Genomic DNA, 18,910 nt, shown 5'->3' with positions numbered 1-18,910 from the left:
TCGTCCCGCTCCGCGGAGCCGCGATCACAGATCGCGGCCACGCATGTTGGATTTTGTCCGTAGGGGCACGGCCTGCCGTGCTCGAATAACCCCAGCGGCAAACAAGGGCATAAGCCCCTTGTCCACCACTCTGGTCCGGCGACACGCAATCCGGGCCGACCTGTGCGGACGGCCAAGAAAATGATGGACGACAGGCGGCCCACTGGTTACCACACAGGTGGTCGCCGTCGATTCACGCGCACCGCAATCCGCGACCATAGGCCGTCTCCATGACCCTCGAACAGATCCTCGATCGCCTGCGCGACGACCCTTTGGTCGAGCACTGGCACACAATCCCCGCTTCGGACGGGGAATACCGTGGTTTTCCGGACACGATTGATGCGCGTCTCGTCGCCGCATATCGGCAAGGCGGGATCGCGCGGCTCTATCGTCATCAGGCCGAAGCGGCGGAAGTTGCTGCGCAGAAGCAGAATCTCGTCGTCGTCACCCCGACCGCATCGGGCAAGACACTGTGCTATAATCTACCAGTGCTGGATGCAATTCTGAAGGACCCAACGGCCCGGGCGTTGTATCTGTTCCCCACCAAGGCACTGGCGCAGGATCAGAAGGCAGAGTTGCTCGATTTGACCGCGCGTCTCGGCGTCGACATCAAGACGCACACCTTCGATGGCGACACGCCCTCGACCGCGCGCCGGGCGGTGCGCATCGCCGGGCAGATCGTCATCACCAATCCCGACATGCTGCATGCGGGGATTCTGCCGCATCACACCAAGTGGGTGAAGCTCTTCGAGAATCTCCGGTTTGTCGTCATTGATGAGCTGCATCACTATCGGGGCGTCTTCGGTTCGCATCTGGGGAATGTGATCCGACGGCTGTTGCGTGTGGCATCATTCTACAATTCCGATCCGCAGTTCATATCATGCTCGGCGACCATCCACAATCCCGGTGAACTGGCGGAGAAAATCACCGGACGCACGTTCGTTGTGATCGACAAGAACGGCGCCCCGACCGCTGAGAAACACGTCATCCTCTACAACCCACCGATCGTCAATCCCGCGCTGGGCATCCGCCGTTCGTCGCTCTCGGTGGCCAACAAGCTGGCGACCGAGTTTCTCAGCCACGGCATCTCCACGATTGTCTTTGCCCGCATGCGCCGTTCGGTGGAGGTGATTCTGACCTACCTGCGCGAATATCTGAAGCAACGCGGACATAACCCCAACCTCGTCGAAGGGTATCGTGGCGGGTATCTCCCGAATGAACGCCGCGGCATCGAGGAAGGGCTGCGACGCGGCTCCGTCAAGGGCGTGGTCTCGACCAATGCGCTCGAATTGGGGATTGATGTCGGCGCGCTCGATGTGGCGATTCTCACCGGATATCCGGGGAAGATCGCCTCGATGCGGCAGCAGATCGGACGCGCCGGACGGCGCTCCGGGATGTCGGCGGCGATCCTGGTGGCCAATTCGTCGCCGGTCGACCAATTCCTGATGCGTCATCCCGAGTATCTGTTGGGACGCAGTGTCGAATCAGGAATCGTCGATCCGACGAATCTTGTTGTGCTGATGTCGCATCTCAAGTGCGCGGCCTTTGAGCTTCCCTTCGGCGCCGATGAACCGTTCGGCGTCGATCTGACCGCGCCGCTTCTGGAGTATCTGGAGAAGAACCGCGTCCTCACACAATCCTCGGGGCGGTACTTCTGGACCTCGGAGATATACCCCGCCGGCGAAGTGTCGTTGCGCTCGGCGTCGCCGGAAAACTTCGTGATTCACAATCGCACCGACAACAATCGCGTCATCGGCGAGGTCGACTTCTTCGCCGCGCCGGTCTTTTTGCATCTCGAGGCGATCTACCTGCACGGCGCCGAGCAGTATCAGGTTGAGGAACTCGACTGGGAGGGACGTCGCGCTTATGTCAAGGAAGTCGACGTCGACTACTTTACTGACGCCGAGACCAAGACCGATCTGAAGATTCTGACCGTCGAGAAGTCGCGCCAGACGCCCGATGCTCGTTTGGGCCACGGTGATGTCGCCTTGACCACCATGGCGGTACTCTACAAGAAGATTCGTTTCCACACGCATGAGAATGTCGGCTCCGGGAAGATCAATCTCCCCGAGCAGGAGATGCACACGACGGCGTTTTGGATCGATTTCGATGCCGATGTCGCCGTCAAGCTCGGCTTCCTTCCGGGACACACTGGCGAAATTCTCCGTGCCGCCGCCAATGCCTTGGGGCAGATGGCGCCCTTGTGGGTGATGTCCGACCCGCGCGATTTGGGCGCGTTCTCGCAGGTGCGGGCGCCGCACTCTGGTTTACCGACAATCTACCTCTATGACAACATCCCCGGCGGCGTCGGCTTCTCGCAGAAGATCTTCGAGATGGCCGGCGAGCTGTTCACCGAGACAGCGCGTCTGATCACCGAGTGTCCCTGTCAGACCGGTTGCCCCTCCTGTGTCGGTCCCGAGATGGAAGTCGGCGAGCATGGCAAACAGGGCGCATCAGCGCTCCTCCGTTTCGCCGCCGCCACCGCCGACCTGTCGATGACGCGCCGCACTCTCGAACCGGTGGCGCAGTTGGACCGCCACGAAGGCGGGATTGATTGATCTAACCTCTCCCTCCGGGAGAGGTCGATCCGCCGTAGGCGGATCGAGTGAGGGAATCACTCGTGCTACTAGGACCGGCCTGCCCCCGTCATGCCGAACGAAGTGAGGCATCTGCTTCTGGCTCTTCCGTTTGAACAGCAGACCCCTCACTCCGTTCGGGGTGACAGAAGCGATTCGATCCGACAATTGACGCGGTGCTCCCAGGCTCGAATACACAGTTGACAAAACGACATAATCCCGCAGATTACTGTTGGACGTGCCCCTTCGCCGCGCACCTCTGGACTGGAGGATGTGGCTATGCGAGGTTCTGTTCGGACGGCAATTGCGGTACTCGCGTTGACGGCAGCCGGTATTGCTGTGTCCGTCGCATGGGTCCCCGAGCCGGTGGGACCGACCATACGTACCCAACCAGTTTGGACGCCACCCATAGAAGATCGAATCATCCGCTTCGACCCAGCACGGACGGCGCCACCGTGGACGCGCAATTGTATCTCCTGCGGGTTGAGATTCTTGCCGAACGATCGCGGTTTTGCGCGTGTCGAGCTGGGCTATCCCGTTGCAGCATGGTTCCCTGTCGATGTCGATGATGATGGCACGTGGGAGTTGGCGATCACGGTGTCGGGGACACCGACACGCGTGGGCGTCTTCGATCCCAGCTTCATGCGGTGGGTGGATGGACCACGGGAATTGCCTGTTGTCGGCGACCAGTGGGGCGTCGGCGACTGGAACGGGGATGGCACCTTGGAATACGCATACAGGGCCGCGCAATCCATGCGTTACTATGACCCTCGGCGTGGCCTCGATTCGCTCCTATGGACGCAGGAATACGCCCCAGTGGCCGTCATTGTTTGGGGCAGTGACAGTACGGGAGAGCCGTTGGTCGGCTGGTTGAGGTATACCGGATCGTATAGTTGCGACACGTTCGGCTCGGGTGGGCTTCCGCTGATCTCCTGTCAATCCGGTAACTCGCGTCAGTGGAGTGTGTACGGAATGTGGAACGGCTTGGAGCATGGGCGCATACCCGGTGGGCTTGGGCGCGTTCTCCGAGTGGAGGGTTTCCCTGATTCAGGGGGCTCTCATCTTGCAGTCTACGAAAGCAACGGGTATTTCAGCCACACAACTGGGGCCGGAGAGTGGGGGTGGTACGAGCAATCACTGCGCGTCGTCGATAATCACTGGAGTGAGGAAGTCGCGATTGATCTGCCTGCTCGCCAGATACATCTTCAACTCCCCTTTATGCTATGGGGCCTGCGCTCGGCTGATGTGTTTCTCTCCTCAGGAGGGAATGGGGAGCCAATCCTCGTGTTCTATGTATATTCCATGAGCGGAGACGGTGCCGGCGCAGAGGAGTACGTCCGCGCCTGCTACTCGGATGGCCGGTCGGCATGGCTTCAGACTCTCGTAAACTGTTCAATGTGCGGGGGAGGAGTGGGGAGGTATCTGGGTGTGACCGCGTACGACATCACAGGTGACGCTCAGGATGACTTGATCCTCCCATTGGCAGGTTCCGCCGCATGGGAAATCCGCGATCCACTGACAGGATCGGTGACCGACACGCTTAAGGACATGCCGAGGGCTGAACTCCACACCGGGCCTCTTCTCATCCCCGGCAAGCGTGACATGTTCTATGTCGCCGATTCGACGCTCTATGTGTGGATGCCGGACGCATACACTGCGGTCAGGGAGAATGAACAGAGTCCCGTGCCTGATGTGGACCTCGCCCTCAATGCCGTCCCCAATCCCTTCAACTCCGCCGTCCGTCTCTCCTGGAGCGATGCCATCGAACCGTCACGGCTGGAGATCTTCAACATCCTCGGCCAACGGGTGCGGGAGTTCGATCCATCTGCTCTCAATGCGGCTTCAGGCATTGTCTGGGACGGCACCGATGCCAACGGTCACTCGGTCCCATCGGGTGTGTATTTCGCGCGGCTGATGGCGGCCCGTCGGTCTGCGACTGTCAAAATCGTCCTGCTGAAATAGCCGAACTCCGGCACAACTCGACGTTGTCGCAAGGGGCTGAAGCGCCTTGTCCGCACGGGTGCTTTCGTGCCTTGGGGGTGGGGCATTTCGCTGTTGACTGGTCCGGGAGGCGGGTCCATACTTTCACGGTCTTGGCGCCGGGGAATGGCGTGACGTTGTCTCCGGGATTGTGACGAGAGTCTCTTGTGGGAAATCTGATCGTCTTCTGGGTGGCAGCGATCGTCGCGGTGGTGGCGGCGTTGCGGGTCATCACGCTGCGCAGCCCGGTGGCCGCGGTCTTGCACCTGATTATCACGCTGGTGGCGCTGGCGGTTCTCTTCCTGCAATTGTCGGCGGAGTTCATCGCGGCGCTGCAGATCATCATCTACGCCGGCGCGATCATGGTGCTGTTTCTCTTCGTCGTCATGATGCTCAATCTGCGACGCGATGAGTTCGGACCCGACCCGTTACCCGGCGTGCTGTTTTTGGGATCGCTGGCGGGGGCGGTGCTCTTGGCGGAGTTGATCATCGTCTTTGGCGGCTCGACCGCCCGGGTGGAGGCGGCCACGCCGGAGCTCGGCAGCGTGCAATCGGTGGGACGCGCCCTGTTCGGCGACTATCTCTTTGCCTTCGAGTTGACCTCGCTTCTGCTTCTGGCGGCGGCGCTGGCGGCGGTGGTCGTCACACGCGCCAAGGCGCCGAATGACCCGGAGGAGGCATAGACATGCTGCCGGTCCCCCTCGAACACTACCTCGTCTTGGCGGGTATCCTCTTTGTCATCGGTGTCATCGGCGTGCTGATCAACCGCAATGCGATCGTCACGCTGATGAGCGTCGAACTGATGCTGAATGCCGCTAATCTGCTCCTGGTCGTGTTTTCGCGCGTGTATGGCGACATGGGCGGGCAGTTGATGGTCTTCTTCGTCTTGACCGTGGCGGCAGCGGAAGCGTCGGTCGGGTTGGCGATCCTCGTGGCGGTCTATCGACGCAAGGGTTCGATCAATATCGATGGATTGAATCTATTGAAGGGATGAATCGCCCTCGTTGTCTGGTCGATGCATCTCAAGTGCCGTGAGAGGATAGAGTTGTCATGCTGAGCGAAGCGAAGCATCTGCTTTCCTCCCCTATAGAAGAAACAGCAGATTCTTCACCCCGCCAAAGAGCGTCGGGGTTCAGAATGACAGGATTCTCCGTACTTCAGCCCAATGGGCGATTGATGACAGCCTGACATGCTCTCACTCGTCTGGACCATACCGCTCTGGCCGCTGTTGGGATTCCTCCTCAACGGCTTCTTCGGGCGGCGCTGGGGCAAACAGACATCCGGCGTTGTCGGGTGCCTGAGTGTCCTGATCTCGTTCGTCATTTCGGTCGGCGCGTTCGCCGCACTCTTGGGATTGGAGGGACGGCGCTTCATCGCCGCGCCCTTCGACTGGATCGTGGTCGGCGATTTCCATGTTCCCTTCGGGTTGTTGCTGGATCCGTTGTCCGCGGTGATGATCCTCGTCGTCTCCGGCGTGAGTTTTCTCATTCATGTCTACTCGATCGGATACATGGGGCACGATCCCGATCAGCCGCGTTATTTCTCGTTTCTCAATCTCTTCGTCTTCTTCATGCTTCTCTTGGTCCTCGCCGACAACTTCCTGGTTCTGTACGTCGGCTGGGAGGGCGTCGGGCTCTGCTCGTATTTGCTGATCGGATTCTGGTTCCGCCGTCCCTCTGCCGCGAAGGCGGGGATGAAGGCTTTCATCGTCAATCGCATCGGCGACTTCGGCTTCGCGATCGCCATCTTCCTCATCTTCCGCAGCTTCGGGACCGTTCGCTTCCTGGAGGTCTTTGAGCGCGCGCCGGTGATGGCGGCGACGCTCGGCGGCACCATGACCGCCATCGGTCTGTTGCTCTTCATGGGAGCGACCGGTAAATCGGCGCAGATTCCGCTCTATGTCTGGCTTCCCGATGCAATGGAGGGTCCGACACCGGTGTCGGCATTGATCCATGCTGCGACAATGGTCACCGCCGGTGTGTACATGGTGGCGCGGTGTTCGGTGATCTTTGCCTCGGCGCCGGTCACGTTGTTGGTTGTCGCCATCATCGGCGCCGCCACCGCGCTTTTTGCCGCGTCGATGGCGCTGGTGCAGAACGACATCAAGAAGGTGCTGGCCTATTCGACGATCAGCCAGTTGGGGTACATGTTCCTCGCCTTGGGAGTCGGCGCATTTGCCGCCGGCATCTTCCATCTGATGACCCATGCCTTCTTCAAGGCGCTGCTGTTTCTCGGGGCGGGGAGCGTCATCCACGCGCTGACCAATGAGCAGGACCTGCGCAGGATGGGCGGCCTGCGACGGTTCATGCCGACCACTTACTGGACCTTCGTTGTGGCGGCGCTGGCGATTGCCGGGATTCCTCCACTGGCGGGGTTTGTCTCCAAGGACGAGATCCTCTGGAAATCGTTCTCATCGCCTCTGGGCCACTGGATTCTCTGGGTCGCAGCGTCGATCACCGCGCTGCTCACCGCGTTCTACATGTTCCGTTTGGTCTTCCTGGCCTTCCATGGGGAGCCGCGTTTTGGCCACGAGGTCCATCCGCATGAGTCGCCCCGATCGATGGCACTTCCGCTCACCGTGCTTGGAGTCCTCTCGATCGTCGGTGGATGGATCGGCTGGCCGGCGATTCTGGGCGGGGGCGCGTGGTTCGAGCGTTTCCTCGCACCGGTTTTCGTGTCGGCGGATGAGGCGTTGCACTTGGAAGTGCACGAGGCGTCGCATGCGATTGAATATGGCCTGATGGCCGTCTCGGTTCTTTTGGGTCTTGCGGGCATTGGCTGGGCGTATCGGTGGTATGTGCAGTCACCGGCGCGAGCCGAGGCGGTCCGGACACGATTCACGGGATTGCACCGTCTCGTCTACAACAAGTACTGGGTGGATGAGATCTATGACGCCGTCATCGTCCGGCCATTGGTCGGCGTCTCGCGCGTCATATATCGGTATTTCGATCTGTTGATCATCGACGGCGCGGCCAACGGGCTGGCGGCGTTGGCGCAACATCTGGCGGCGCGCGGCGTCCGTCTGTCGACCGGGCGTTTCCGCTGGGGCGTGGTGACCTTCGCATTCGGATGCGTCGTGGCGCTGGGGTGGGCGCTGCTGACGTTCGTGCGCGGCGGGTATTGACCGATGCACGGGAGGCATGGATCGTGAGTTGTCGGTTGTTGTTCCCTCACCTGCCTGGACCTCCGGTCCAGGCGACCTCTCCCGGAGGGAGAGGTTTTCACTTGACCTCTCCCTTCGGGAGAGGTCGATCCGTCCGTAGGACGGATCGGGTGAGGGAGCCCTTCCGCCGATTCGTCTTGTTGGCAGGATGCTGAAAAAGGACCATCCGTGTCATTCTGAGCCCCGCCGCTCTTTGGCGGGGCGAAGAATCTGCTGTTGGTTTCACGGGGCGAAAAGCAGATCCTTCGTCCGCCAAAGGCGGGCTCAGGATGACAATGGTGGGACCGATCCACGTCCTCTGCGTTTTTCAGCAACCTGTTAGAACCGTCTGAGAGTGCGAGACACTATGGGTCTTCTGAGTTTCCTCATATTCTGGCCGGCGCTGGTGGGCGTTCTGCTTTTGGTGTGGCGGGATGATCGTCCGACGCGCATCGGATGGGCGGCCGCATGCGGTGCCGCTGTTGAGTTGATCGCGTCGCTGTGGCTCTGGTTCGGATTTGTGCCCGGCGCCGGGTTCCAGTTCGTCGAAAGCGTTCCCTGGATCCCGCGCTTCGGCATCGCCTATCAGGTCGGCATCGATGGGATCTCACTCTTGCTCGTTCTGTTGACCTGTCTGCTCACGCTGATCGGCGTGGTGTCCTCCCTCTCCGCCATTCAGAACGGTCGGCGCGGATACTATGCCTCTCTACTATTCCTGGAGACCGGCATCATCGGCGCCTTCTGCGCCACCGACGTCTTCCTCTTCTACATCTTCTGGGAGGCGATGCTGGTGCCGATGTACTTCCTCATCGGCGTCTGGGGCGGCGAGCGCCGGATCTATGCCACCATCAAATTCGTGCTGTACACGATGGCGGGTTCGCTTCTGATGTTGGTGGCGATCCTGTGGATGTACAACTTCGGCTCTGTTTCCGGACACGCCACCTTCAATCTGTTTGACTGGTACAAGTTCGAGGTACCCGCCTCGACGCAGGTCTGGTTGTTTGCCGCCTTTGCGCTGGCGTTCGCCATCAAGGTGCCGATGTTCCCCTTCCACACCTGGCTGCCGGATGCCCATGTGCAGGCGCCGGCGGCCGGATCGGTGATGCTGGCGGGCGTGCTCCTGAAGCTGGGAACCTATGGGTTCCTCCGCTTTGCGGTGCCGTTGTTCCCATCGGGATTCGCCGCGCTCAGTGATCTCCTCTGGGTGCTGGCGGTGATCGGCATCGTCTATGGGGCCGCAATGACGTTGATCCAGACCGACATGAAGAGTCTGATCGCCTATTCCTCCGTTTCGCATCTCGGCTTCGTGATATTGGGGATGATGGCACTCAATCTGGTCGGTCTCTCCGGATCGCTCCTGCAACAGGTGAACCACGGCATCTCGACCGGGGCGCTGTTCCTTTTGGTCGGAATGATCTATGAGCGGCGGCACACGCGGCAGATCGCCGACTATGGCGGCCTCTTCGCCACGGTTCCGGTGTTCACGATCGGATTTTTGATCGTGGCGCTTTCGTCCATCGGCTTGCCGGGGACGAATGGATTTGTCGGTGAGTTCCTCATCCTTCTGGGTTCGTTTCAGGCGCGACCGGTGCTCGCGATTCTGTCGACCACGGCGGTGATCCTGGCGGCGGCGTACATGCTGTGGCTGGTACTGCGCGTCTTCTACGGGCCGGTCGTCCATGCGGAGAATGAGTCGATCCCCGATCTCGGGAAGCGCGAGCTGGCCACGCTCGTGCCGCTGGTGGTATTGATCGTCTGGATCGGCGTGTATCCGCGGCCGTTTCTGGATCGGATCACGCCGGACCTGCAGAACTGGCTCGGGCAGGCGCGCCGCGTCGAGTTGATCCAACATCCGTCCGAGAACTGCGGCACACTCGTGCAGGCGGCCGATTCATTGGCCGGTCGCACCCGGAATGGTCCTGTGCCACCGATGGAGGGCGGGCGATGAACTTCGCCGCCATCGCGCCGGAACTCGTCCTGTGCGCGGGCGCGTTCATTGTCATGATCGTGGATGTGTCCTCCGGGGCGCGCCGCAATCTCGGGTGGCTGGCGGCGCTGTTCATCGCGGCCGCGGCGGTGGTGACGATGGTTCAGTTTGATCGGATCGAAGCCGGCTTCGCCGGAATGATCCTCGCCGACCGCTATGCCAATCTCTTTCGCCTGGTCATCTACCTCGGCGCCTTTCTCGCCGCACTGACGTCCGCGGGCTCGTGGAAGAACCGCGGTAGCGCCGGCGTATTTGGATCGGAGTTTCATGGCCTGATGCTCGTCTCGATCATCGGCATGGATTTGCTCGTGATCGGCGCGCATATGGCGGTGTTCTTCCTGGGACTGGAGATTCTCTCCCTGCCGCTCTATGCCATGGCGGCCGGGCAGGTGCGTTCCGATGAGGCGGTGGAAGCCGGTGCCAAGTACTTCCTGAATGGGGCATTTGCTTCCGGGTTCTTGCTGTTTGGGATCGCGCTGGTCTATGGCGGCACCGGGTCGTTCACGCTCGAACGGATCGGTCAGGCGATCGCCGAGGGGGTCGCGCACGATCTCCTCGTCTGGATCGGCGCAGTCTTGATCGGCATCGGCTTCCTGTTCAAGATCGCAGCGGTCCCCTTCCACGCTTGGGCTCCGGATGTCTATGCCGGGGCGCCGACGCCGACCGTGGCCTTCTTCTCCGCGGCGCCGAAGGCGGCGGCGCTCGGGCTTCTGGTGCGCCTGACGCTGACTGCGTTTCAAGGTCTCCCGGTCACCGGCCTGTTGTGGGGGATTGCCTGGCTGTCGATGTTCGTGGGAAACCTCTGGGCTCTGCGGCAACGCGATCTGAAGCGTCTTTTGGCCTACTCCGGCATCGCGCACATGGGGTATGCACTGGTGGGGTTGTGCGCCGGGCAGGCGGGTTCGATCGGCGCGATCGGTTTCTATTTGCTGGGGTATGCTGGGATGTCGGTCGGTGGGTTCGCGGTTCTCTGCGCCCTCGGACACGCCGGGGCCTCACCCACTCTCGATTCGGTCGCGGGTCTCGGACGGCGCCATCCCTGGCTGGCGGGAGTTCTCTCCCTGTTCATGTTTGCGCTCGCCGGAATCCCGCCGACGGTCGGCTTCGCCGGCAAATTCGTCCTCTTCTCCGAGGCGGTCAGGGCGGGGTATGTCGGACTGGTGATCTGGGCGGTGCTCTTCTCGGCGCTTTCGGTCTATTACTACCTGCGCGTCGTCGTGGCGATGTGGATGTGGCCGACCACAGAAGCTGAATCGGCCATCCAGCGAGTCCCCGGCGGTCTGCGTCCGGCCTTGGCATTGTCCGCCGTCGTCGCCCTACTTCCTGGGATTGCTCCGCAACCCTTCCTCGATTGGGCGGGGAAATCGTTGTTCTGGTTGCTCTGAACCGTCCCACGGATGTAGCGGTGTGGGTGGCCCACACTACGCTGGCTCGTGCGTAGTCCTGCCGTAGATGTACGGGCCAAGAAGTGTCGATTCCCTGCGTGCCGGTCAGCCCTTGGGCTGACGTTCGCCCGCCATCGGCGGGCGATCATTCCCTTCGCCACCAGGACTCGGACGGACCCTGCGGGTCCGAGGTCAGCCCGAGGGCTGACCCACACATCATGGTGGGGTGGGCTTCGCCTACCATTTTCCTCCGGCAACAGTTGTGCGCGGACACGCGTATTGCATCGGATGACCTCAACCGCGATGCCGATGGACACTCTGGCCGATTTCCCGGCTCCTCCGAAGGCCCATGTCATCGCCTGCTTTTCCGGCGGGCTCGATTCATGCCTGGCCGTGCTGCTCATGTTGCGTCAGAATGTACGGGTCACCGCGCTCACCTTCATGACGCACTTCGGCTGCGATCTCTCCGACCGCTCGTCGTGCTCCTCGAACCCGTATCCGGCCGCGCAGCAGTTCGGGTTCGACGTCAAGCTTGTGCACTTGGCGGAGAAGTTCGTCCAGATCGTGCAGGACCCGGTTTATGGGTATGGCCAGAACATGAATCCCTGTGTCGACTGCCGCATCCTCATGCTGACCGAAGCGCGGGAATACATGGAGACAGTCGGTGCCGATGCGGTCATCACCGGGGAGGTGCTCGGGCAGCGCCCGTTCTCACAGCGCCTGCCGAGGTTGTATCTAACCGAACGCGAGGCACGTTTGAAGGGACGGCTCCTCCGGCCGCTGTCGGCAAAGCTGTTGCCGCCGACCATCCCCGAGCTGGAGGGGAAGATTGATCGCGAGCAGTTGGAGGCGATTTCCGGTCGCGGGCGCAAACGGCAGTTCGAGTTGGCCCGGCAATTCGGGCTGGAGAACTTCCCGACGCCCGCCTCCGGGTGCCTGTTGACTGACCCGGAGTACTCAAAGAAACTCCGCGATCTTCTGGGTCACCAGACGCATGTCGACTTCACCGATCTGAATCTGCTGCAAGTCGGCCGGCACTTTCGATTGTCAGTGGCAACGAAGATCATTGTCGGACGCGACCAAACCGACAATGCCAAGATCGCCGCCTATGCCGGGCCGAACGACTGGCGATTGGAGGTCATGGGGACCGGCTCACCGATCGTGCTGGTGCGCGGCACGCCGACGGATGACGATTTGGAGAACGCGGCGGCGATCACCGCCCGCTACTGCGACCGCAAACACGATCCGCACATCGAGGTGACCTTACAGCGCGGCGAGGAGACCAAAGGCCTCGTCGTCCCGCCCGCGGATGAAGCGCTGTTGTCCACTGTGCGTTTGTAGGGGCCGTTCGCCAACGGCTCTCGGGCGCATCGCGATGCGCCCCTACACGCGTCTTTCATTTCCGTAGGTCAGGAGCCCCGAGCTCCTGACTTTGTTCGGATCAGTGCCACCGCAAACGCGATCGACACCATCAGCGCCGGGAAGATCGGCTCGATGCCATAGGGGTAGCTCCCGCGGACGATGCGTGTTCCGATCCACAGCGCCGCGACCGTCGCGGGGCAGGCGATCCAGAAAATCACCGCGCGCGCCGGCGGACGACGCAACCGGGGCACGAAGCTGGCGATGACCGGCAACAGCAGTGCCGGCACGCCGATCGAGCCGAGGTCCCGCCAGAGCGCAATCACCGATGTCGATGAAAGCGCCAGCGTGACAGCCGACGCGGAAGAGACGACGACGCCCCACCGTGTGGCGGTCTTGACGCCGTGATCGGTCAACGGTCGCAGGCGCGAGAGAAGATCGCGACCCAATGCCGTCGCCGAGATGAACATGTAGGAGTCGACGGTGGAAACGGCCGTGGCGATCACTCCCACCATGAACAGACCCAGCACCCCGGGGGGAAGCAGCCGGGTCGCCAAGGCGACATAGGCGGTCTTGGGATCGCGGAGATCGGCGATCGCGGCGCGGGCGTAGAGACCGGCAGTTGTCGTCATGAAATCGAAGACGACCCAGAAGGCGATCGACCAGAAGATCCCTTTTCGGGCAATCTGCTCGGTCTCGGTGGCATAGCAACGTTGGTAGAAGGCGGGTTCGACCATGGTGGTGGCGGCGATGAAGTACCATGAGAGCACGAACCAGCCGGAGTTGCCGCCGTGCCACGTGAGGTGTGTCGCCGGAACATGGCCGGCGATGAACGACCATCCGCCGTACTGGTGGAAGGCAAACGGCAGGATCAAGGCGAAGCCGACGAGCATGCAAAGGAACTGCAGCACATCGACGCGCACCGCGGACCGAAACCCGCCGGTGATGAGGTAGACACTCGACAAGACGACGCTCAGTGTCGCGCCGACCCAGGTCGGCCAGTTTAGAAGCATGCGCCCGAGGTCGCCGAGAATGAGGACATAAGCGGCCGGCACCGTCATCACGAAGACGATAATCGCGCCCATCAACGCCGGGGTGCGTCCATACGCGGCGCCGAGATGATCGGGAAGGGAGATGAAATGCGTGCGGCGCGTCGGCCGGGCCAGGAACAGAGCGAAGATCGTCGCCCAGAGATAGTACGGGACGCCGAAGACCAGCCAGTTCGAGATGCCGTACTTGAACGAGTACTCGCCGACCCCGAGGATGCCGCCATACCAGGTGGATACCAGCGACGCGACGAACACGGGGAGCGTCAGTCGGCGTCCCCCCAGAAGGTAGTCGGCCGCGTCCATCCGCCTTGGCACACGACGGGAGCGGAAGCCGAGGTATGCCTGGAAGGCGAAGAAGGCGCCCACGATGGTCCAGTCGAGGGGATGGAGGGTCACGGCGGTTGCCTGGGTTCGGGAAGTCGGGATGAATAGTCAGGCAGATGTCACCCCGAGCGTAGCGAGGGGTTTGCTGTTGACGGCCTGCCATCGGACCTGGAAAGCAGATCCCTCACTTCGTTCGGGATGACACAGACATCGTCTTCCGCTTTGTTCCTATAGCCGCACCCGCAGGCCGACATACACATTGCGTTTGGCCGCGGGAATGAACAGCGGCGTGCCGTCATCGTCCAGATACCCGCTCGTCTCGTACTCTTCGTCCAGCACGTTGTTTGCCTGACAGAAGAAACTCATGCCCGGCCAGCCGATCAATGGTTCGAGCTTCACCTCGGCGCGCAGGTCGATAGTCTCGTACGGAGCAATCGAGGCCGCGCGGGATTCCGAGTTGTCGATGTACAGCCGGCCGGCGGCGAAGACGTGCCCGCTCAGGCCGACATAGCGTTGGTCGTAGTTCACGCGCACGTTGGCCAGGTGCGTGGGAAACCCGGCGATGATGTTGCCGGAGCGGTCGACGATCGGATGGTCCGGGTCCCAAGTGTACTCCGTAAACTTGTCGAACGTGTTGTCGTACACAGCGGCATTGCCGGAGACCGACAACCCCAGTCCCAGATCGGCGTTGGCTGTCAGTTCGATTCCCTGATGGACCGTTCGTGACGCGTTGCCGCGGATCGGCTCGCCGTCGTCGCTCAGACCGCCGCCCCAGACGATTTCATCATGGAACCGCATGTGGAAGAGGTTGACTTGCGCGCGCCAGCGATCGCGCCGGACCGTCACACCCCATTCCCAGTCGAGGAGCTTTTCCGGTTTCATGACCGGATCACTGCCGACGAGGACGCCATCGGCGCGGCGCGTCGTGTCGCGGAAGAAGTCGCCGGCATTGGCCCCGAAATCCTGGGGATCGAAGATCTCGTCGTTGATCGGCTCTTGGGAGTTGTAGCTGACGCTCCCGAAGACCGAAATCCCGGGCGCGGCCGAAACGGTCAATCCCAGCCGCGGTGAGATCAGATTGTAGTCGGTCGTGTGCTCCACGCGCTGTCCGTATCCATTGGCAAAGCGATTGTGTCGCAACTCATACCTTTTGAACGAGTAGGACACGGCACCGGTCACGGTAATCCGCGGCGCGGGAGCCAGCACTTCTTGGGCGAAGACCGACGCCACGGTCTTGGCGCCTTCGTAGTCATGATACCGTTGCCCGGGGACGAAATCCGCCGGCGCCGGGATCACGGACTGCGCTTCGCCCCAGTGTCGGGCGGTGAGACGGTTGAACTCGCCGCCGACCGCTATCTCGCCGTTTGTGTGACGACGCGTGATCTTGGGTATGAGTCCCCAGAAGTCGTTGTCCACCCAACGCCGTCGCCACAGTTGATCGGCGCGGCTGCGGAAGGCGTCCGGAGAGATCAGATGGTATTTCGCGTACTTCTCATCGGAGCGTAGTTGATCATAGAACCCGCGTCCCTTGATGTAGTATGACGTGTTCTCAAGCCGCCACATCGAATCCGGACGAAACTCCGTCAGGAGTTGGTACTGTGGTTGGTTGAAATTGTCGGTCTCACCGGACCATTCAAAGGGATTGTAGCGGCGGTCGACATCGGGTTCGCCCGTCGGTCGACGGCCATTGAAGGTGAAGGTCGTGTCACCGTCGATGAACCGGCGTGGAATGCCCTTGTAGGCGAGGTGTGTCTGTTCGGGGCCGCCGAAGATGTTGAGGCGGTTCGTCCACTTCTCATCGAATCGCGCGGCGGAGAAGAAGTACGACCACACATCGGTCCAGGAATGGTCGCGATATCCATCCGAAACGATGCGGGAAAACCGCCCATACACGCTGTGGCGGGCGTCGATCAGCCCGGAATTGAACGCGACCGAGAATCGGCGCGTGCCATAGGCGCCGACCCCCGACGACACCGATGTCCGTCGGTTTGGAGCCAGATAGCTGGTGAGGAGATTGACGGTGCCGCCGATCGAGTTGGAGCCATACAGAGTCGTTCCCACGCCGCGCTGAATCTGCGCATCCTCGAGGTTCTCGGCCAGGTCGGGGAGATCGATCCAGTACACTTCATGCGACTCGGGATCATTCAGAGGCACGCCGTTGACGAGCACGGAGACACGGCGCTGGGGAAAGCCGCGGATCGACAGATATGAGTACCCGATGCCGTTCCCGTTGTCGGAAGACGTGTAGACACCGGGGCTTTCGGACAGCAGGACCGGGAGATCTTGGGCGTAGTGGGCGCGGTCGATCTCACGGCGGGTGACATTCTCAAAGGCGACCGGCGACTGGCCGCGTACCGCCCGGGTACCGGTGACGACAATGCCCTGACCTTCCAGGATCAGCGGCTGCAGGCGTACGATCTCCGGGACCTCGGACGGCGTCAGACGCTGCCGCCAGGGATGGTAGGCGACGTGACGGACAACCAGCTCAACAGGGCCCTCGGGCACACCTTCGAAGGTGAATGCACCATCGTCTGCGGCAGCGGTTGCCCGGGAGGTCCCGGCAATGCTGACCGTGGCCGCCGCAACCGATCGGCCGGTCTGGGCGTCTACGACTTTGCCGTTGAGATCTGTCGCGTGCGCAGGCCGTGCGCCGGCCATCCAGATGAGGGCGGTGGCCAAGATCGGTCGTGACGCCTGGATTACAGACATCTTCCGGCGTGACATGGGAATAGTCCTCTCCCGGGGCCCGAAACGCCAAAACGAAAAACCGTTTCCGGGCAGGCGGAAACGGTGTCTTGTTGGTGCCCGGATGTCTCTCCGGGCACTCACCTGGTCCGTTCCCTACGCCGGCATTATCCGGATCAGGTTCGAGGGGTATGATCTCAGGCCCCGTTTACGGGACCATCCCCACGAACACAGGCGCATAGAACCTACGCAGCGGCCGCTCCGGTCGCAAGCGAAATCCATGGCGACACTGCTGAACCCAGCGCAAAGCGCTCCTTTTTGGAGGGGTGAGTCGTATATTGTCGGACTGAAGTCGGCGGCGGGCAGATACTCATGTTGGCCCTGACAGGCATTTTGAGGCGGTTCGCTTGGGACGTGCAGGAGTTGTTCTTCTACTCCGGGCGCCTGATCGCCCGTCTGTTCGGACGGCCGTTCTATGCCTTTGAAGTGCTGGAGCAGATGTACTTTCTCGGCGTCGGCTCTCTGTTCCTGGTCGTCTTGACCGGTGTCTTCGCCGGGCAGGGGATGGCGTTGCAGTTCTCGATTGAGCTGGCCGACTTCGGCTCCAAGAACTACCTCGGCCGCGTCATGGTGATCGCCATCGTGCGGGAACTGGGTCCGGTGCTGACCGGCCTGATGGTCGCCGCCCGGGTGGCGGCCGGGATCACCGCCGAATTGGGGTCGATGAAATCCTCCGAGCAGATCGACGCTCTCAAGGCGTTCGGCGTCGATCCCATCCGCAAGCTGGCAGTGCCCCGCTTCTGGGCCATCTTCATCGTGATGCCGGTTCTAACCATCATCTGCGATTTCGTCGGTCTGGCGGGTGGATACCTGATCGCGGTGTACATCGCGCACATCTCGGGGACCGCCTATATGACGAACGTGATCAACAAGCTCAACCTGGGGAACTTCATCATCGGACTGGCCAAGCCGTTTCTCTTTGCCGTGATCATCGCGACGATCTCCACATTCATGGGGTTCCGCACGGTGGGCGGAACCAAGGGGGTGGGGCGGTCGACGACCGATTCCGTGGTCGCCTGCTCGATCACGATCCTGTTCATCAATTTCCTGTTCACGCGGCTGTTGGTGCCGCAGTTGAAGGGGTTGTTGTAGCGATGGCGATGAGCGACGATCTTCAGAGAGGACGCCGCGTCACGAGGACAAGGGGCTTAAGCCCCTTGTTTACCGATGGTCATGGTTTGATTCGTTTGTTGCCGCGTGCGGGATCACCGCCAATGTCGAGTCGACAGCCGATCTTGGCCAACAAGGGGCTTAAGCCCCTTGTCCTCACTCCCCTGTTGCCGGGGGGCAGCGGATATCTGACCGCATTGAACTTATGATCCGCTTCGAGAACGTCAGCTTCGCCTACGGTGACACACCGGTCCTCCGCGACGTCACCTTTCACGTCGCGCCGGGGGAGACGGTTGTCGTTCTCGGCGTGTCGGGATCGGGGAAAAGCACGATCCTCAAGCTAGTCTCTGGATTGATCCAGCCGAGGCAGGGGCGCGTCTTTGTCAACGGCGAGGAGATGACCCGTGCCCGGGAGAGTGACTGGCAGCGCGTGCGACCGCGCATCGGCTTTGTCTTTCAGGGGGGAGCGCTGTTCGATTCGATGACGGTCGGTGAGAACATCGGCTACACGTTGCTGGAACATACCGACCAGCCCCTGGATGAGATCGAGGACACCGTGCGGCAGACGCTCCGGTTTCTGAATCTGTCCGAGGACCTGATTGATCTGTTGCCCGATTTGCTGTCGGGGGGGATGCAGAGACGAGTGGCGATCGGCCGGGCGGTGGCCGCGGTCGACCCCTGGATTATGTTGTACGACGAGCCGACCACCGGTCTTGACCCGATCTCGACGCGCGCCATCACCGACATGATCGTCAAGCTGCGCGATGTCAAAGGCGTTTCCTCCATCGTCGTGACCCATCAGATCGCCGATGCTTTTGAGGTCACCGATCACTTTATTGTCCTGCATGACGGCCGGGTCGTATTCGATGGCGATGGGATCGGTCTGGTGCGATCCGGTCATCCCGACGTGCAGGCGTTTCTGTCGCCCTTTGTCGATTCGGTGCGGGCATTGCCGGGGATAGGAAAGGCGTGAACCAAGGGATTTTGACAACAATGAACGGTCAGAAACACTCCCTCACCCGATCCGTCCTCCGGACGGATCGACCTCTCCCGGAGGGAGAGGTTATCGTTCCCCCTCCCCCTGGAAGGGAGAGGAGGATCAGTTTCTTCCCCTCTCCCCTCGGGGGAGAGGGTAGGGTGAGGGGTAGTCACCGTCGCATCACACGAACCAAAGCCCCAGCGCACATTGGGCATCTCATTCTGTCAGATGCCCG

At 61.5% G+C, this 18,910-nt stretch carries 12 protein-coding genes and 1 riboswitch; of the genes, 10 read left to right on the top strand and 2 right to left on the bottom strand.

From position 1 onward, the window contains the following. Window positions 1-269 precede the first annotated feature (269 nt). The 8 genes from AB1792_03010 (at window position 270) to AB1792_02975 (ending at window position 12,450) form a co-directional block, all read left to right on the top strand. The gene (locus AB1792_03010) at window positions 270-2,597 is read left to right on the top strand and encodes a DEAD/DEAH box helicase (GenBank protein MEW5701182.1); all 2,328 of its coding nucleotides are present in this window, start codon (window positions 270-272) and stop codon (window positions 2,595-2,597) included. 510 nt (window positions 2,598-3,107) lie between these two features. Further along, window positions 3,108-4,577 carry a T9SS type A sorting domain-containing protein gene (locus tag AB1792_03005; protein MEW5701181.1) on the top strand — a complete coding sequence of 490 codons (1,470 nt, stop codon included), beginning with the start codon at window positions 3,108-3,110 and terminating at the stop codon, window positions 4,575-4,577. A gap of 185 nt (window positions 4,578-4,762) precedes the next feature. Next, complete coding sequence (locus AB1792_03000; protein ID MEW5701180.1) at window positions 4,763-5,278, top strand: NADH-quinone oxidoreductase subunit J; 516 nt, start codon at window positions 4,763-4,765, stop codon at window positions 5,276-5,278. A 2-nt stretch (window positions 5,279-5,280) separates the two neighbouring features. Continuing rightward, window positions 5,281-5,589, top strand: coding sequence for an NADH-quinone oxidoreductase subunit NuoK (gene nuoK / locus AB1792_02995; protein ID MEW5701179.1), 309 nt, complete (start codon window positions 5,281-5,283; stop codon window positions 5,587-5,589). Between the two features lie 195 nt (window positions 5,590-5,784). Then, complete coding sequence (gene nuoL, locus AB1792_02990; protein MEW5701178.1) at window positions 5,785-7,719, top strand: NADH-quinone oxidoreductase subunit L; 1,935 nt, start codon at window positions 5,785-5,787, stop codon at window positions 7,717-7,719. Between the two features lie 385 nt (window positions 7,720-8,104). Beyond that, window positions 8,105-9,685: an NADH-quinone oxidoreductase subunit M gene (locus AB1792_02985; protein MEW5701177.1), complete on the top strand. Its 1,581-nt coding sequence runs from the start codon at window positions 8,105-8,107 to the stop codon at window positions 9,683-9,685. Further along, window positions 9,682-11,109 (top strand): NADH-quinone oxidoreductase subunit N, encoded by a 1,428-nt coding sequence (locus AB1792_02980; GenBank protein ID MEW5701176.1) that lies wholly within the window; start codon window positions 9,682-9,684, stop codon window positions 11,107-11,109. The genes AB1792_02985 and AB1792_02980 overlap by 4 nt, the downstream gene beginning before the upstream one ends. A gap of 303 nt (window positions 11,110-11,412) precedes the next feature. Then, the gene (locus AB1792_02975) at window positions 11,413-12,450 is read left to right on the top strand and encodes a hypothetical protein (GenBank protein ID MEW5701175.1); all 1,038 of its coding nucleotides are present in this window, start codon (window positions 11,413-11,415) and stop codon (window positions 12,448-12,450) included. A gap of 68 nt (window positions 12,451-12,518) precedes the next feature. On the opposite strand, the gene AB1792_02970 is transcribed toward AB1792_02975, so the two are convergent. Both AB1792_02970 and AB1792_02965 read right to left on the bottom strand, forming a co-directional pair. Then, window positions 12,519-13,913 (bottom strand): sodium:solute symporter family protein, encoded by a 1,395-nt coding sequence (locus AB1792_02970; protein ID MEW5701174.1) that lies wholly within the window; start codon window positions 13,911-13,913, stop codon window positions 12,519-12,521. 156 nt (window positions 13,914-14,069) lie between these two features. Next, a complete protein-coding gene (locus tag AB1792_02965; GenBank protein ID MEW5701173.1) occupies window positions 14,070-16,565 on the bottom strand; it encodes a TonB-dependent receptor in 2,496 nt (831 codons plus the stop codon). 97 nt (window positions 16,566-16,662) lie between these two features. Further along, a riboswitch (TPP riboswitch) is annotated at window positions 16,663-16,760 on the bottom strand. 138 nt (window positions 16,761-16,898) lie between these two features. On the opposite strand from AB1792_02965, the gene AB1792_02960 reads away from it, so the two are divergent. Then, window positions 16,899-17,678, top strand: a complete 780-nt coding sequence (locus tag AB1792_02960) for an ABC transporter permease (protein MEW5701172.1) — start codon at window positions 16,899-16,901, stop codon at window positions 17,676-17,678. 223 nt (window positions 17,679-17,901) lie between these two features. Further along, window positions 17,902-18,669 carry an ATP-binding cassette domain-containing protein gene (locus AB1792_02955; protein MEW5701171.1) on the top strand — a complete coding sequence of 256 codons (768 nt, stop codon included), beginning with the start codon at window positions 17,902-17,904 and terminating at the stop codon, window positions 18,667-18,669. The last annotated feature ends 241 nt before the right edge of the window (window positions 18,670-18,910 follow it).

The sequence above is a fragment of the Candidatus Zixiibacteriota bacterium genome (assembly GCA_040752595.1).
Lineage (GTDB): Bacteria > Zixibacteria > MSB-5A5 > WJJR01 > WJJR01 > JACQFV01.
The sequence above is the reverse complement of the archived record's forward strand: the minus strand, read 5'-3'. Positions and strand labels throughout refer to the sequence as shown.